Below are 16,615 nucleotides of genomic sequence, written 5' to 3' on the forward strand. Positions count from 1 at the left end.
TTCTTCCGCTGATGGCGACAAAACCATTTTTTCACTCAAAACGCTTCCGACACTGTTTTGGCTTGCATATGAAGAAGCAAATAATCCGGTCCTCCCGCTTTTGAATCAGTACCTGACAAATTAAATCCCCCAAAAGGCTGGTATCCTACGATCGCGCCTGTACAACCTCTGTTGAAATATAAGTTCCCTACATGAAAATCTTCGCGCGCTTTTTCCAAGTTTCGTCGATCATTGGAAATAACGGCCCCGGTTAATCCATATTCCGTATTATTCGCAATTTCCAGCGCATGTTCAAAATTTTTCGCCTTCGCAAACGCAACAACCGGACCAAAAATTTCCTCCTGCATAATCCGAGCATCCGGTTCCACGTCCGCTATAATGGTCGGCTCTATATAATATCCTGTTGAATCGTCTCCCGTGCCCCCAATAATGATGTTTCCTTCTGTTTTGCCGATTTCGATATATCTCATAATTTTTTGAAAAGAAGAGGGATCAATAACCGGCCCCATTTTGGTTTCAAAACAAGCGGGGTCGCCGATTTTCCATGTTTTCGCCAAATTGGCTGCCCGATGGAGAACTTCGTCATATACCTCTTCCAATACAACAGCCCGTGAACAGGCAGAACATTTTTGCCCGGAAAAACCAAAAGCGGAAGCGACGATGGATTGAGCAGCCAACTCCAAATCGGCTTCCTTATCCACCACGATCGTATCCTTTCCACCCATTTCTGCTATGACTCGTTTTAGCCAAATTTGGTCGGTTTGTTTCTTTGCCGCTCTTTCATAAATTCGAAGTCCAACATCACGAGAACCGGTAAATGAAATAAACCTCGTTTTCGGATGATCGACTAAAAAATCGCCTATTTCCGAACCGCTTCCCGGAACAAATTGAAGAACACCGTCAGGCAAACCGGCTTCTTTCAACACTTCCACCAATTTTGCCGCCACCACAGGCGTTGTGGAGGCCGGTTTCAACAATACTGTATTTCCTGTTACAAGTGCAGCAACCGTCGTTCCCGCGGTTATGGCCAACGGAAAGTTCCACGGAGAGATCACCACTCCCACTCCGAGCGGTATATAATGATATCGATTGCGTTCTCCTTCTCTGCTTAGGACAGGAGCGCCATCTTTTATTTTCAGCATTTGTCGTCCATAATACTCCATAAAGTCAATGGCTTCCGCCGTATCAGCATCCGCTTCTATCCACGATTTCCCGGCTTCTTTCACCATGAGAGCCGAGAATTCATGCTTTCGGCTGCGGATGATGGCCGCTGCTTTAAACAAAATGTCCGCACGCATTTCAGGTTTCGTTTTACGCCAAGATTCAAACGCTTCTGCAGCTGCTTGAATCGCTTTTTCCGCCAATTCTTGATTGGCTTTGGAAACGAAGCCGATCACTTCTGTTTTGTTCGCAGGATTCCGGGAAATGATTTTCTCTTTCGTTGTGATGAATTTGCCATCGATCACAAGCGGATACTCTTGCCCCAAATGTTGATTTGTCCTCTTTAAAGCTTCTTGAAACGCTTCCCGATTATTCTCATTCATAAAATCTGTCAACGGTTCATGTTGATAAGCTATCATCTTTTTCCCTCCTGAACATGAAATTGGAATCAGCGGAACACGATAAAACAGGCAATCATCCATGAAGTTCAGATAAAAATCATCTTTTTGTTTGGAAATCAGCTTATTACATGATATCGAAAAAGGCTTTTTTTCATGCAAAAATAAAACCGAACGGCTTTGCCGTTCGATTTTATTTTTTTTGATACGTATTGCTTTTTTCGGATTGAGCAATCCATTCTTTCAGTTTCTCTTTTAAAGTATTAAATCCGGTGGAAGAATCGTCCAATTTAATATTTCCGTATCGTCGAGGCATTTTCCGATCCGTTTTGGAGGATTCCATTTCACGCATTGAAAGGCTGATTTTTCCATCTTCTTCATCAATCGCAACAATTTTAGCTTGAACCTCGTCCCCAACTTTTAAATAGTCTTCAATGTTTCTGACATATCCATGTGTAATTTCCGAAATATGGATGAGTCCTTGCGTTTCCTCATCTAAGGCGACAAACGCCCCATATGGTTGAATCCCGGTGACTTTTCCGGTTACTATGGCACCAACTTCATATTTTGCAGACATGCAAACACTCCTATAAAATTTTTTCTCCTATTTACGCATTGATCAATTATAGCATAATCATACTTCCACCGCAAAAACGATTGTAAACTTGATTGAGTCAAGTATTTGTGGGCAGTTTTTTTCTCCCTAACAATGAAAGCGGATTCACCATTTTAGGGTACTCTCTTGATAAAAAATTTGTCTTTTTTAAAATCCGGCCAACTCCTTTAAAGTCTTGTACACTGGAATATTTGCCTTACCTTTTAGGTATAGGAGATTGTCTCTTGTGACTTCACCAATTGTACTTGTCACCTTTTCTACGTAATGTTTTGGTGGATTCTTTTCCTCCTTGGTTTCTGTCCATCTTTCGACTTTCCCAAATAATGTTTTCAATGCCAGATTGTCTAGGAAAGCCACCAATCCAGTAATCATGGCACTTACGCCTTTTTCTACCCAGCTACGTCCATTTTTGAGCCTTTTTGCGAAGACACTCATCGTTCCCTCGGCACTTCCCATTGGACGCATTCCTTTGGTGTCAATACCTTGTTCTTGGAGCCACTTCCGGTAATCCCCGAGGGCTTCAGGATATTTTTCTAGTTGACGAATCAATTGGTCAAGACGTTCTTCCTGATCCTCTGTCTCTAGTGTTCCAACAGCACTGTTTAATTCCGTAAGTAGTTTCTGACTGTCATAGGACGCTAGTGCCTTTTGCATTTGGCGATAGCGAGGATGCTTACGGAATAAGCTGCGAATATCCCTTGCCACGTGGAAACGGTCAATTGAAAAGAATGCCCTGCCTTTAAAATGGTCTCGACAGGCTGTAATCCATCCGGCACCATCCCCGTTTATTACTAGCTTATGGACAGTTGGGTCATACTCGAAGTTTTCAATGAGAAAATCCTCAAACGCCTCCCAAAATGGCTGGTTCCCACGGTGAATAAAATGGCGTTTGTCTTTCAAACTTACTCGTTTTCCGTTGATTTCCCAGCCCTGATGAACCGCTGCAATTTTTTCTTCCTTGCCCCGTTTTCCTTTTCCTTGACGTTTCACATATAGGCCGTCCACTTCCACGAATAGGACAGGATAGTTTACAGGCTGTCGCTCTTTTGGGATACTTTCAATCTGTAACAGGTGTTGACGTATAGCTTCGTGACTAATCACTCGGTATCCTAAAAGTGTTTCAAGCGTGTGTTCTGCCTTTCGATAGGATGGCCCTGTAATGGCAAGCTCTAGAGCCGCTTCTTCTATCAGCGGACTAAAGGAGCCGGTCCCTTCGAATTCCAAAGAGCGATCAAGCAGATAGACATATTCACCTTTCTCCCTGTCTCGGTAGTAGTTCCGTTTCACCTTTATTTCTCCAAAAAGACGGATAATAGTGGTGATACGCTTATCGAGTAGACGATAACGCTTTTTATTTCGTTCTTCAGCAATCTGCTTGTCCATGTCCTCTAATAGTGTTTTCATGACCTTTGAGAAGGTTTCCTGTAATTGCCTCCAAACTAATTGCTCAATCTGTTTTAAATTTGGATATACTGTGTTATTCTTTTGCATGAGGGGTTACTCCTTTGTTTGTGATTTAGTTTTGGTTGACTAAGATTCTACCAAGGAGTAACCCTCTTTTTCATGTTATTTGCTTATTAACTACCGCGCTTTCGCTTGGTGGCCCCCTCATTTGTTGAGCGTTCTAACGTTCCCTCAACAAATGAGGGGGTTAAATTTTGCCCACAATAATTTTACTCATACTGTAAACTTCATCCATATTCAACTGAATAAATTTCGATCGTCTATAAGCATTCCATGTTTATGGCGGTCAAAACATTACTTGCCTAATCATCATCAAGAGACGTCTTATTTATCCATCATCCAAAATTTTTAGGAAAAATAAGAATAAATTTTCACATCATTGGACATCCTTAAAATGCAGCAAAGCTTTCTAATAGTATTCCCCCTACCCTTATTATCAGGACGAGTGGATCGTCCTCTTTTTTTTGCCAAAAATGAAAGGCTGATTTCCCGGTAAAGGAATTCAGCCTTTGGATCATATCTAAAGGGAAGCCAGAAAACGTTTCATTCTTTTAATCGCTTCTTGAAGCTGTTCGATCGATGAAGCATAAGAACAACGAATATATCCTTCTCCGCCTTTGCCGAATACATGTCCGGGAACAACGGCCACTTTTTCCGAAAGCAAAAGCTGTTCAGCGAATTGCTCCGATGAAAGCCCCGTTCCCTTAATAGACGGAAAAGCATAAAAAGCACCGCCCGGCATATGGCAATCCAATCCTAGTTCATTTAAAGATTCGACAAAGAAGTTTCGTCTTCTTCTATAATCGTTTTTCATTTCTTCCACATACTCCATTCCGTTTTGCAAAGCCTCAATCGCAGCATATTGCGCAGGAGTGGAAGCACACATCATGGTATATTGATGCACTTTCAACATCGCTTTGGAAATTTCTTTTGGAGCGCATGTAAATCCAAGTCTCCAGCCCGTCATGGCAAATCCCTTCGAAAATCCGTTTATTAATATCGTCCGCTCCTTCATCCCTTCCAAGCTTGCAAAAGAGATATGCGGAATATCGTAAGCCAGCTCAGCATAGATTTCATCCGCAATCACCAATAAGTCATATTTTTTTACGATATCGCAAATGGCGATCAAGTCTTCCCGTGCCAGCTGTGTTCCGGTCGGGTTATTCGGAGAACAGATCAACAACGCTTTCGTTTTAGGTGTAATGGCCCGTTCCAATTCTTCCGGCTGAAGTTTAAAATCATTTTGCGCCAATGTGCCTATGGAAACGACATTGCCGCCGGCCAGCTGAACGAGGGGTCCATAAGAAACGAAGCATGGCTCTACTACCGCGATTTCGTCTCCAGGGTCAATAATCGTTCGAAGGGCAATATCCAGCGCTTCGCTTCCCCCCGATGTCACGATAATTTCTTGTTCCGGATCATATTCTGCTTGAAACCGTTCTCGCATATAATCGGCAATCGCCCTTCTTAGTTCGATTAAACCTGCATTGGCCGTATAGGAAGTATATCCTCTTTCCAGCGAGGAGATGGCCGCTTCCCTAACGGACCAAGAGGTAACAAAATCCGGCTCTCCCACTCCTAGTGAAACGACGCCTTCCATATTGGCCGCCAGATCAAAAAACTTTCGAATCCCAGACGGAGGAATTTTATCCACTGATTTGGCTATATAGCTTTTCGTTGTATTCATGGTGACACCACAATTCTTCTATCATCATTGTTTTGGTCATAAATAATTCCGTCATGCTTATATTTTTTCAGTTGGAAATGTGTAGTAGTCGAAACGACCGAATCCAACGTGGACAGTTTTTCCGAAACAAAGCGGGAAATTTCATTCATCGAACGGCCTTCCACCGTCACGGACAAATCGTAAGCGCCGCTCATTAAATAAACGGATTTCACTTCTTTAAACCGATAAATGCGCTCAGCCACGGCATCGAAACCTACTCCCCGTTTTGGCGTGACTTTCACATCTATCATGGCGGTGACTCCATGATAGCTATCTACTTTCGACCAATTTACTAAAGTTGTATAATGGACGATAATATTTTCTTTTTCTAATTTTTGAATCACGTCTTGAACTTCCTCGACAGATAATTGTGTCATTTTTGCTATGTTCTCGAGAGTCGTTCTGGCATCCTTTTCCAGGATCGCCAATATCTCCAGTTCTTTCTCGTTGAGCTCCATGATTCTCCCCCATTTTTGAAATATTAAGACTACTTTATTATAACAAATTTAGGAGAAAATAATGAAGAGAGTTCCATTTAATCAAGAAAAGTTTCTCACGGATTTCCATCAACTAGGGGGGAACCAACATTGTTCAATCAAAAAGAAAGAGTTTCAATGAAAATAGACGATTCTTGCTTATATTACCGCTATATTCCAAATAGTGCAGCCAAATACACGCTTGTCTTTTTGCACGGCTTTCTTTCTTCCTCTTTTAGTTTTCGCAAACTGATTCCTTTATTAAAAACAGATTATGCACTTCTTTTGATTGACTGGCCGCCGTTTGGAAAAAGCAAAAAATCAAAGGCATTTCTTTACTCGTACGAAAATATTGCCGCCTCCATTCTCCGGCTGCTTCGTTCTTTCCAATTCGAATCCGTCGTGCTCGTGGGTCATTCCATGGGAGGACAGTTGATTTTGAATATGCTGAAACAAAAGCCGGATGCGGCGGAAAAAATGATACTCATCAATGGCTCTGCTTATATTCCGAGGTTCAAACAATCTCTGATTTTGGCCAGTTATCTGCCATTTGCCCATCGATTGGTAAAACGCTTGCTGGAAAAAACGGGGGTGGAGGGAAATTTGCGGTCAGCTGTCTATGAACATGAAAAAATTGATCAAGAAATGGTGGCAGGCTATATGGAACCATTTCTTTCTGAGGATATTTTCCACGGACTGATCCGATTTCTGCGCCATAGGGAAGGCGATCTTTCTTCCGTAGAAATTCAAAACATACAAACCCCTTCTCTTTTAATTCACGGGGAATTTGACAAGATCGTTCCTTTCCATATCGGCAAACGGTTAGCTCAAGATTTGCCGAACAGTCGTCTCGTTATGATCGAAAAAGCCGGACATCTTTTACCGGAAGAAAATCCGGAAGAGATCTGCCGGCACTTGAACGAATTTGTCAGCGTTGAAAAGGGAGATCGCACGAAGAATTTTCTTTGACGGCTAACAATGCGCTTGCTATGGGTTCAATTTCTTCACGCGGAAGAAGTTCTTCAAATGAAAGTTCAAAGATGGCACGAATTTTTCGCTCAAGAGTTTCAAGGTTATCCGTTTCATGAACCGCTTGGATAATATCCGCCATTTCCGTATCATATTGACCTGCTCCAATGCGGAATGGATCCCAGCCCATTAAAATATCTGCCAGCTGCAGATTCGTTTTAGCGATTGGATTCAAGTTGCATCACCTTTTGTTTTACCATTTTTGCTTCTTATTTTACCATGGAGTAGAGAAATCAAAAACTAGGAGGAAATATGGAATGGTGCAATTTGACGAAATCATCGGCCGAAAAGGAACTTCCTCAGTAAAATGGGACCAAATCAAAACGATATTCGGAACCGAAGAAGCGTTGCCTATGTGGGTAGCAGACATGGACTTCCGCGCCCCGCAAGAAGTGATCGAGGCTCTGAAGAAAAAAATCGAACATGGCGTTTTTGGTTATACGACCATGCCGGACTCTGCCATCGAAGCTGTTTGCCAATGGATGGAGAAGCGTCATCATTTTCCCGTTCAAAGAGAATGGCTGCTTTTCAGCCCGGGCGTAGTTCCTTCCATCAGTTTAGCCATTCAAGCGTTGACGGAGGAAGGTGACGAAGTGCTAGTGCAGCCGCCCATATACCCGCCGTTTTTCAACATGGTAAAAGCAAATAACCGCAAAGTGGCCTATTGCCCGCTTGTATTAAAGGGCAATCAATACGAGATCGACTTTGACGCGTTTGAACAGTTGTTAAAAACTAGAAATATTCGATTGTTTTTGCTGTGCAGTCCACACAATCCCGGCGGAAGGGTATGGACAAAAAAAGAATTAACCAAAATAGCGGATCTCTGTCAAACTTACCAAGTATGGATCGTCTCTGACGAAATCCATAGTGATTTGACGGCACTCCCAAACAAACATATCCCCATCGCTTCCATAAAAGAAGAATACCGCGAATTTGTCATTACTTGCATCGCGCCAAGCAAGACTTTCAATTTAGCAGGACTTCAAGCTTCCTGTATCATTGTGCCAAACCCAAAAATTCGGAATCAATTATCCCGCGTTCAAAAACGTCAAGGCTTTTTCCAGCTGAATATGATGGGAATGGCAGCGATGGAAGCTGCTTATCGTTACGGGGAAAAGTGGTTGGATGAAGCCATTTCCTATATTCGTGGAAACGTGGAGCTTGTGAAGCAGTTTATTGAAAAAGAAATTCCATCATTAAAAGTAATGGAACCGCAAGGCGGATATCTGATTTGGATTGATTGCCGAGAAACCGGCTTAACGGATCAAGAAATAAAAGAGCGGCTTTTATTCAAAGGAAAACTCGCTTTAGAGTCCGGCCCTAAATACGGACCAGGCGGAGAAGGGTTTGTCCGTATGAATGTCGGCTGCCCGCGCTCCTTAGTCGAGGAAGGTTTGAAGCGAATGAAAGCTGCGTTTTCGAAAGACTAATTCACTTCATGCAGCACGTTGCCGTAAATGGACGAAAGCGTCGGTCATCTGAACCGGCGCCCAATGGTTTGGATACATAAACTCGCCAATTTAAAATAATGAGCTTATTTCCTTAAATGGCGTCTTTGTTTATTAATTTGCTCTTCTAATTCCCTTGTTTTTTCCTCTTCTTTTTTGGAGATTTTTTTAATCAACAGGAAGGCGATCACTGCCAAAATAAAAAAAATGGTCATAGATATAGCCGCCGGAATGTACTCCGATTTATCTTCCGGAAAATACAAAAACAAGCCTAATATGAAAGCGATCAAAACAAAACAGCCCCCTTAATAGTAATGAGCTCCCTATTTCTCTTCACCATTCCAACTTCTATCCCCTTCGTCCATTCTCGATTCAAATACGAGAAAAAAGCAGCCACATCAAACATTTTATTCCCAAAATTCTGATTTCTTACACTCTACCTTTAAATCATCATGTTCGAAATCCATCGTTCCTCCGCCGGATTGAAGCATCCCGCGGAGGACTTTCATTTATTCGGCCACCAATATCGTTTCAATAATCACATCTTCCAAAGGACGATCTTGTTGATCTGTTTCCACGTTGGCGATTTCATCTACAACGTCCATTCCTTCCAACACTTGTCCAAAGACAGTGTGGCGGAAGTCAAGCCAAGGCGTTCCACCTTTCTCCATATAAACGTCAATAATTTCTTTCGGATACCCGGCTTTTTCCATTTGTTCCCGAAAACCAGGATCGATGTTTTGATTTTGGACAATAAAAAACTGGCTTCCATTTGTGTTTGGCCCCGCATTGGCCATCGAGAGCGCTCCTCGAATGTTAAACAAATTCGGCGAGAATTCATCTTCAAATGGCTTTCCGTAAATGCTCTCTCCACCTGTTCCATTTCCTTTCGGATCGCCGCCTTGAATCATAAAATCGCGAATCACACGATGAAAAATTAATCCGTTGTAATAGCCGTTTTTGCTGTGAGTAATAAAATTTTCCACGGTTTTCGGCGCGTATTCCGGAAACAGCTTGATTTTAATGCTGCCTTTATTGGTCTTCATTTCAACAACGATCTCATTTTCTGCTACTTGATTGGTTAATTGCGGAAATGTCATAAATTTTCTCCTTCCGTTTTATTATCTCTCTTACTTTACCTTATTGCGGATGAAATTTCCACATCGCAACTTCGGCTGGAGCTTCCCGACTAAAAAGTTCTTTTCCCGTTCCATTCTTTTTGTGTTATGTTTATGAAAAAGACTTTTCAGGAGGAACGAATCATGGATATAGGAGATGTGGTAACCGCCATTTACAAAACAGGAAAATATATCGGAAAAATTACGGACGAACGACCGGAACATTATACCGTGCAAATATTAGCGGTAGAAAAGCACCCGCTGCAAGGAGACCTTCATCATCCGAAACAAGGAAATGTAGGCTTTTTCCACGAACGCAAAGCGCTGGCTTTCAAAGAACAAGCCAATATTCCTAAAAAAATGGTGAAACCTTTTACCGGAAAAGTGCCGAATTACACGGAATCATTGGTGAAATCCTTTATCGTTTATAAACAGGAACTGGAACAAAACCCGGAAAATGAATATGCCCAAAAAAGCCTCCAATGTTTATCATCCATACAAAAAGAATACGAATTCATGTACTCGATTTCCTTCCCAAATTAATCATCCAGTACAAAAATTCGTATTTTCTCTACACATCAAACCTTCGCTTCTCCATGTTTGCCATCATGGAGACTGATGGATCTTTTCATTTGATTGATTAGGAGAGTTTTCACTCGTCGAAGGTTGATCGGCATTTGTTGTTTGGCTTTGATTGTTTTCTGACGTTTGCGTATGATCAGCAGTACCATTGTTGTTCTGGTCGTTGTTCTGATTGTTTTCCGTCGATTGATTGGTCGGTGCCACCGGTACTAATGGATTGCTTTTCCCTGAAGGATCCGGAGTCGAGATACTTGGCGGCGTTAGTTTTAACTTTTTGGCAATCGTTGAATCATAATAAACGGAAATCGTCATATTAACCGTTAAGGCATTCGCTTCATTCTCTGTGGAAACAGGTTCGTTGTTTCCAGCAAATTGGATCGATTCCACTCGATTGACACGATCCATTTGCTCCAATTTTTTTAAAAACTGATAAATCTCAGGATACGTTGACGCTTGTACGACTAAATTGACTTTTTCTTGTTTTATCCCCGACGGCAATGAAGTTTTGGCCGTTTTTGATGGTTTCGTATCGTTATTTTGTGCAGTTGTACTCGTCGTTTCACCCGTATTGAAACTAGTCGCATTGGAGTTTGAGTTTGTTCCAGTCATTTGATCCATTTGATCCGCTTGATTCGTACCATCATCAGCATCCGTTGATGAGTCAGAGTCTTCCGCAAGAGCGTATTGAATAATGGTACAGCCTGATGATGCTTCAGCCTTTTGCAAATCCAAAATAAATTGGTCGACAGAATCGTTCCAAGGAAGCGCTGTCTGCCATTGATAGACCTTTTTCAAATCGTCTGCTGATAATTGTTTTTCAGATTGAACCTTTTCCGATGAATCATTGACATGAGCCATTTGCGAAGAAAGGGCAGCAATCTGTTTTTTGGCAGGGACGATTGCTTTCCAATAATAAAAAATGTCTAAAAAACAGAAAAGGATCACAAGAATTAACGGGATCAACATTTTCACTCGTTTGCTCATGCCTACTCATCCTTTTCTGTATCGATCTTTAATTTACTCGTTTCAAGCTGTAAAACATACTCCGCTTGATAGCGCGGCAACGTTGTTGGATCAATAGCGGTGTTGTCTGTTGCATTATCGGTTGTATAACCGTTCACGCTGCCGGTTGTATCATTTGTTTGAGGCGGAACGCCAAAACTCTTTAACGTCGCTTTCTTGATCCATGATATTTCATTGAGTCGTTTCAAATAATAAGCAATCTCGCTTTTTGTATCAAATTGAACGATCATATCCGCTTCTTGATCATCTGTCAGTGAAAATAGCAACAAATATCCTCTTTCCGGCAGCTTTTCCGTGAGTTCTTTCAATATTTTCGTCGTTTCAATGGGTTGATTTTGTGCCCATTTCACAGCCGTTTCGTATTGATGGAAGGACTCGACTTCAGGATTTTGATGGTTCGCTTTCATTTTCGCAGCTTGCAGCTTTGTGGCAAAATCCACTTTCTCTTGCAGCTCGGCTTCTTGTTTTTGCAATGAATGGCCATAGATGAGAAGAAAAACAAGCAAAAAAATAAAAAGAACGAGCAAGATAAAAAGGCCAATCAAGAGATAAGAAGGTTTTTTCTTTTTTTCAATGAAATTGATTTCTACTAACATATACTCACCTTCTGATGCTCATTCTGCAGGGTGGAGGGCTAGTCCAATACAGTCAGAAAAAGCAGGCGGAATATTGATATTTTCTTTATTTTGAAATAACGGCACAGTCAATGCATCATCGATCTCCATTTCAATTTGCTCTTGCAAAACTTCGGAAATGGTTTGTAAATAAGGATGGTCCCCCGCTACGACGATTTTATTCAATCGCTTTTCCCCTTGCATGATGGTGAATTCGTAAAAGTTTTGCAATCGGCTTATTTCCTGAACGATCGTGCGAATATATTCACCGAGCAAATCTTCAATTCCTTCCGGCATATAATATTCATAATCCATATGTGAGCGGTTGATATACGCTTCTCTATTTGCAGGCAAGTTTACATAGTGAACATAAATCGGCTGATGTTGTTCAAAAATCGATACTTGAATATACGAATAATGGATTTGCAGCAATAAAATACGGTCATCCGGACGAACCCGATTCAAATGGTAATACAGACGATACAACGATAAAAGCGATAAATCCATAACTCTCGGCTTTAATTTTAGTTTTTCCAATAAACCGACATACTGGTTCACAATCGCCTCCCGCGCTGCAATCATCAATGCTTCTCGGCCATTTTCACTCTCATCTTGCCATTCTACCGTTTCAATAATCGGATCTTCAAAAGGAAGCGGAATGGAATCATTGGCAGCCATATAAAGATATCCTTTCATTTCATCACTCGGAACATCTTCAGGAATGGCCACTTTCCGCAAAAAAGTATGCCCGTCCGGAAGGCAAAGAAAGGCAGGCAGCTTTTTGGCGCCGTATTCTATGAGCTGTTCCTCGATCATACCAAGCAAGTAATCTTCATTCTCAATAAATCCGCCTGAAATGATTCCGTCCGGCAATGCTTTTTGATTGAATGAGAGAATGGTATTTTTTTTTGTCACCAGTAAACGCAAATAATCATCCGTTATGATCATTTGTAATTTCTTTCGTTTGCCATATGTATAGGACTTCATTTCCTGATCTCCTTAACTCCACATGGTTCTTATGTAGAAATCTATCATATCTTGTCCATAAAAAAAGGCAAGAATGGCACCGGCAGCTATAAACGGGCCAAAAGGAACCGGTTTTCCTTTCTTAAATTTTCCTTTGAACAGGAGAATCAATCCGAATAACGATCCAAACAAGCAAGCCAGAAAAAATGACAATAGAGTCTTTTCTAATCCTAAAATCAACCCGATGACAAAGTACAGCTTAATATCTCCTCCGCCCATTGCCCCGTTTGTCACAACCGCGATGAGAAAAAGAAGTCCAAATCCAATCACGGCACCCGCCCATGAACTCCACCACGGTACGGTTGGCGAAAGGAGTCGAATGACGATAAAAAGAATCATAAACGGCAGCAAAATCTTATCAGGAATCACCATATAAGCTAAATCCGAAACGGTAATGATGACGAGCAAGGATGTAAACAAACAAGCCATCACCAGATTCATACTCCAGCCAAATTGATAAAAAGAAAAAGCAAAGAGCACACCCGTGACAGCTTCAAAAATAGGATAGATCCATGAAATTTTTCTTTTGCACGACCGGCATTTGCCTTTGAGAAAGAAAAAAGAAAACAAAGGAATATTTTCAAACCAACGCAGTTTATGATGGCAATAAGGACAATGCGAGCTTGGAAAAACGATCGATTCATGGTTTGGCACGCGAAGCCCCACAACATTAAAAAACGAACCGAACACAAGACCTATTACGGCAAAATAAACAGTCCAAAACGTATTCATTCTCGATCCTCTCATTCCTTGTGATAGCAAATACTCACTTAAGCGAAAAACGCCATGATCATTGCTAAAACTATCATCACTTAAGAGAGAGACTTTTTTCCATTGTGTCACAATACGGAAGGTAAGTGAAAATAAGGATACGGCCTGGATAATAATCCAGACCTTAAAACGATCATTCCTTATTAATTGGATTAAAAATTGCCTGAGTTGATATCTTTTTCAGAGCCTTTAAATGTACCTTTACTAGTTACTAATTGAATGTAATAACCTGTATCATCCTTTTTTACATAACTACCGCTCGCATAAGTTTTTGACTTATCATATGGATCTTTTGGAATCGCATCTAAATAACCGGCATCCACCAAATCTTGAAGAGTGGCGCCATTTGAACTTTTTATTTTCGACGATACTGTACTGTTTTCATCATCGGCAATCGCCAGTTTAGCTGCATTAATAATTAACAAGGCATTGGATCGATTCGAATCGGCTCTGCTGTTATCGATAATTTTTCCGACGCTTGGTACAGCCACCGCTGCGATAATGGCAAGAATGACAACAACAGCCAATAATTCAATCAGCGTCATACCTTTTTGATTCTTCACGACAGCTTGCAATTTTTTCATTACACTCCCTCTTTCTTTCCTAATAATTCTTCTAACGATCAATGAACACTAGAAAATTGAGCCATCATTTCATGTTTAAACGATTGCCCCCAACTCCTCTCAAATACTATTTTTATTAGGAAAACAGAAAATGGGAGGTTGCACTACTCGCTCCAAGTCATTCAAGTGCCCAGATACAAATGACTCTTCATCACTCCAAATTCCGAAAGTTTACAACTCTATTATACGATTTTTAGGTAGAAAGTCACTAAATTTTTCCGTGAAAAAAGTATGAATTTTCTATTAATAGTCTCTCTATCACTTTCTATCACTTACTCTTTTAAAAACCTTGATAAATGCGAAAAATCGGGACGTAAATGGATAAAATGATGATGCCAACCGCGACCGCCAACAACACAATGAGCATCGGCTCGATTAATGTTTTCACTTGTTCAGTTGCTTGTTCAACTTCCGATTCATAAAAATCCGCCACTTTTTCCAACATAAAATCTAACGTCCCGGAGCTTTCCCCTAAAATAATCATTCTTGTTACAAAAGGCGGAAAAGCCCAATGTCCAATCATCGGCTCAGCCATTGATTTTCCTTCTTCCAATGATTCTTTCGATTTGTTGAGCACATTGACGATGACTTGATTGTCCACTACACGTTCAACAATGGTTATTGAGTCAAGAATCGGGACTGAAGCGGAAAACAATGAACTTAATGTTCTCGCCATCCGAGCAAGCGCCGATTTTTGAATAATTTTGCCGAATACGGGAATTTTAAGTTTCATATAATCAAGCAAATAATTGCCTCTCGGTGAACGCATCCATAGCCAGAATAAAAGCGAGCACGCCATCACAATCAATACAATAAGCCAACCGTAAGACGTTAAAACGTGACTGATCATAAGCATCAATCTAGTTATCAACGGCAGATTGGCACCAAGAGAAGCAAACATTTCTTCAAACATGGGCACAACATAAATAAACATAAAAAAGACTACCATAATAGCAACGAAAAGAATCACCAGCGGATACACCATGGCCGATTTCACTTTTTGCCTGATTTCGTATTGTTTTTCGAAATAAGTCGCCAGCCGGTCCAAAATTTCATCCAACTGTCCGCCGACTTCTCCGGCTTTTACCATATTTATATAAATGGACGGGAAAATATTCGGAAATTTTCGGGCAGCCTCAGAATAAGCAATCCCCGAACGAATTTCTTCTTCGACTTCGACAAGCGCATCTTTCAACAGACGATTATCTGTTTGTTCGGATAATATTTTCGTCGCTTCCACAACGCTGATTCCGGCTTTTATGAGCGTTGCAAATTGCCGAATATAAATCACTAAATCTTTGTATTTGACCTTTTTGGGGAGAATATTGACTTCACGGTAAAGCAGGCCGGTCATCTCTTCCAGTGCGGCAACGGCAATGCCATTTTCTTTCAACTTTTGCACCGCTTTGCTGCGAGTATCTGCTTTCACCGTTCCTTTCACTCTTTCCCCTTTGCGATTACGGCCGCTGTACTGAAAAACTGCCATCAATAACCACCATCTGTCATATAAGGTTTGGCATCTTCCAATGAAATGAGATTTTGATTCAGCAAAGATTGAACAGACATTTGCATCGTCTGCATGCCGATATGTTTGCTTGTCTGCATCACGCTTCTTATCTGATGAATTTTCTCATTGCGAATTAAATTACGTACAGCCGGATTATTAATTAAAATTTCAAAGGCGGCAATTCTTCCATTGCTTTTTTGATTTCGAAATAAGCGCTGAGAAATAATGGCTTTCAGCTCTGAAGCCAGTTGAATTCTAACTTGTCCCTGTTGGCCCGGCGGAAAAACGTCAATGATTCGATCAATCGTCGTCGGCGCATCGGTCGTATGCAGCGTGGCCAATACTAAATGGCCCGTTTCAGCTGCGGTGATCGCAGTCGAAATCGTTTCAAGATCGCGCATTTCTCCTACCAATATCACATCGGGATCTTGGCGGAGACAAGCTCGCAATGCGTTGGCAAAAGATCCGGTATCAAAGCCGACCTCTCTTTGATTAATAATGCATGTCCCGTGTTTATGCAAATATTCGATCGGATCTTCCAACGTGATAATATGTTTTTTGACCGTACGGTTCATCTCATCAATCATGGCCGCCAAAGTAGTCGATTTACCGCTTCCGGTTGGACCGGTCACCAGTACCAGTCCTTGAGGCAATAAGGCAAAATCGCGAAACACAGCCGGAAGTCTCAGCTCTTCAAATGTCGGAATGTCTCTGGGAATGACGCGAACGGCTAAACCGACACAGGAACGTTGATGGTAAGCGTTGACACGAAAACGGGATACCCCCGGAATTCCATAGGAAAAGTCCAACTCTCCTTGTTTTTTAAACTTTTCCCACATCGAATCCGGAATAATCGCTTTGGCCATATTTTCCGTATCCTCCGGTTTGAGAGTTGTCGCACCGTGTTTTTTAAGTTCGCCGTTGATTCTCATAACAGGCGGAACCCCAACGGTTAAATGAATATCGGAAGCACCTAGCTCGAAAGCAGATCTTAATAAATTTTCCAGTTGTTGTTTCAAGTTTCTTCCCCTTT

General features: G+C 41.4%; 18 protein-coding genes and 1 riboswitch. Of the genes, 3 read left to right on the plus strand and 15 right to left on the minus strand.

The features are described 5' to 3' along the window. Positions 1 to 35 precede the first annotated feature (35 nt). The 5 genes from pruA to NST12_RS12985 all read right to left on the minus strand — a co-directional run bounded on the left by pruA (position 36) and on the right by NST12_RS12985 (position 5,823). Positions 36 to 1,580: an L-glutamate gamma-semialdehyde dehydrogenase gene (gene pruA, locus NST12_RS12965; RefSeq protein ID WP_341101432.1), complete on the minus strand. Its 1,545-nt coding sequence runs from the start codon at positions 1,578 to 1,580 to the stop codon at positions 36 to 38. A 172-nt stretch (positions 1,581 to 1,752) separates the two neighbouring features. Next, positions 1,753 to 2,136 (minus strand): S1 domain-containing post-transcriptional regulator GSP13, encoded by a 384-nt coding sequence (gene yugI, locus NST12_RS12970; RefSeq protein WP_341101433.1) that lies wholly within the window; start codon positions 2,134 to 2,136, stop codon positions 1,753 to 1,755. Positions 2,137 to 2,322: 186 nt separating this feature from the next. Beyond that, a complete protein-coding gene (locus NST12_RS12975; protein WP_341101434.1) occupies positions 2,323 to 3,666 on the minus strand; it encodes an ISLre2 family transposase in 1,344 nt (447 codons plus the stop codon). Between the two features lie 493 nt (positions 3,667 to 4,159). Beyond that, entirely contained in the window at positions 4,160 to 5,326 is a 1,167-nt protein-coding gene (locus NST12_RS12980; RefSeq protein ID WP_341101435.1) for an aminotransferase, read from the minus strand. Continuing rightward, the gene (locus NST12_RS12985; RefSeq protein WP_327797027.1) at positions 5,323 to 5,823 is read right to left on the minus strand and encodes an Lrp/AsnC family transcriptional regulator; all 501 of its coding nucleotides are present in this window, start codon (positions 5,821 to 5,823) and stop codon (positions 5,323 to 5,325) included. The genes NST12_RS12980 and NST12_RS12985 overlap by 4 nt, the downstream gene beginning before the upstream one ends. Positions 5,824 to 5,952: 129 nt before the next feature. Here NST12_RS12985 and NST12_RS12990 point away from each other — a divergent pair, with 129 nt between their 5' ends. Then, positions 5,953 to 6,810, plus strand: coding sequence for an alpha/beta fold hydrolase (locus tag NST12_RS12990; RefSeq protein ID WP_341101436.1), 858 nt, complete (start codon positions 5,953 to 5,955; stop codon positions 6,808 to 6,810). Here the strand turns inward: NST12_RS12990 and NST12_RS12995 are convergent. Next, positions 6,770 to 7,045, minus strand: a complete 276-nt coding sequence (locus tag NST12_RS12995; protein WP_341101438.1) for a DUF1871 family protein — start codon at positions 7,043 to 7,045, stop codon at positions 6,770 to 6,772. The two genes, NST12_RS12990 and NST12_RS12995, sit on opposite strands and share 41 nt — an antisense overlap. Positions 7,046 to 7,127: 82 nt before the next feature. Here NST12_RS12995 and NST12_RS13000 point away from each other — a divergent pair, with 82 nt between their 5' ends. Next, positions 7,128 to 8,300: a MalY/PatB family protein gene (locus tag NST12_RS13000; protein WP_327797029.1), complete on the plus strand. Its 1,173-nt coding sequence runs from the start codon at positions 7,128 to 7,130 to the stop codon at positions 8,298 to 8,300. Positions 8,301 to 8,404: 104 nt separating this feature from the next. On the opposite strand, the gene NST12_RS13005 is transcribed toward NST12_RS13000, so the two are convergent. After that, positions 8,405 to 8,608 carry a hypothetical protein gene (locus NST12_RS13005; RefSeq protein WP_003354307.1) on the minus strand — a complete coding sequence of 68 codons (204 nt, stop codon included), beginning with the start codon at positions 8,606 to 8,608 and terminating at the stop codon, positions 8,405 to 8,407. A 219-nt stretch (positions 8,609 to 8,827) separates the two neighbouring features. After that, on the minus strand, positions 8,828 to 9,418 hold the full coding sequence (locus NST12_RS13010) for a peptidylprolyl isomerase (protein WP_003354310.1): 591 nt from the start codon (positions 9,416 to 9,418) through the stop codon (positions 8,828 to 8,830). A gap of 162 nt (positions 9,419 to 9,580) precedes the next feature. Here NST12_RS13010 and NST12_RS13015 point away from each other — a divergent pair, with 162 nt between their 5' ends. Continuing rightward, positions 9,581 to 9,979, plus strand: coding sequence for a kinase-associated lipoprotein B (locus NST12_RS13015; protein WP_061778466.1), 399 nt, complete (start codon positions 9,581 to 9,583; stop codon positions 9,977 to 9,979). 63 nt (positions 9,980 to 10,042) lie between these two features. Here NST12_RS13015 and NST12_RS13020 read toward each other — a convergent pair whose 3' ends face one another. The 7 genes from NST12_RS13020 to NST12_RS13050 form a co-directional block, all read right to left on the minus strand. Beyond that, positions 10,043 to 11,002, minus strand: coding sequence for a hypothetical protein (locus NST12_RS13020; protein WP_341101441.1), 960 nt, complete (start codon positions 11,000 to 11,002; stop codon positions 10,043 to 10,045). A gap of 2 nt (positions 11,003 to 11,004) precedes the next feature. Continuing rightward, complete coding sequence (locus NST12_RS13025; RefSeq protein WP_048623903.1) at positions 11,005 to 11,637, minus strand: hypothetical protein; 633 nt, start codon at positions 11,635 to 11,637, stop codon at positions 11,005 to 11,007. A gap of 18 nt (positions 11,638 to 11,655) precedes the next feature. Beyond that, positions 11,656 to 12,642, minus strand: a complete 987-nt coding sequence (gene pilM, locus NST12_RS13030; protein ID WP_327824403.1) for a type IV pilus biogenesis protein PilM — start codon at positions 12,640 to 12,642, stop codon at positions 11,656 to 11,658. Between the two features lie 12 nt (positions 12,643 to 12,654). Then, the gene (locus NST12_RS13035; RefSeq protein ID WP_270583752.1) at positions 12,655 to 13,413 is read right to left on the minus strand and encodes a prepilin peptidase; all 759 of its coding nucleotides are present in this window, start codon (positions 13,411 to 13,413) and stop codon (positions 12,655 to 12,657) included. 191 nt (positions 13,414 to 13,604) lie between these two features. Further along, positions 13,605 to 14,036 (minus strand): competence type IV pilus major pilin ComGC, encoded by a 432-nt coding sequence (locus NST12_RS13040; protein ID WP_341101446.1) that lies wholly within the window; start codon positions 14,034 to 14,036, stop codon positions 13,605 to 13,607. Between the two features lie 123 nt (positions 14,037 to 14,159). After that, positions 14,160 to 14,242, minus strand: a riboswitch (cyclic di-GMP riboswitch). 113 nt (positions 14,243 to 14,355) lie between these two features. Next, positions 14,356 to 15,561 carry a type II secretion system F family protein gene (locus tag NST12_RS13045; protein ID WP_341101448.1) on the minus strand — a complete coding sequence of 402 codons (1,206 nt, stop codon included), beginning with the start codon at positions 15,559 to 15,561 and terminating at the stop codon, positions 14,356 to 14,358. Then, on the minus strand, positions 15,561 to 16,601 hold the full coding sequence (locus tag NST12_RS13050; protein WP_341101450.1) for a type IV pilus twitching motility protein PilT: 1,041 nt from the start codon (positions 16,599 to 16,601) through the stop codon (positions 15,561 to 15,563). The genes NST12_RS13045 and NST12_RS13050 overlap by 1 nt, the downstream gene beginning before the upstream one ends. Between the last annotated feature and the right edge of the window lie 14 nt (positions 16,602 to 16,615).

This window comes from Bacillus sp. FSL W8-1127 (assembly GCF_038006725.1).
Lineage (GTDB): Bacteria > Bacillota > Bacilli > Bacillales > DSM-4216 > Bacillus_O > Bacillus_O smithii.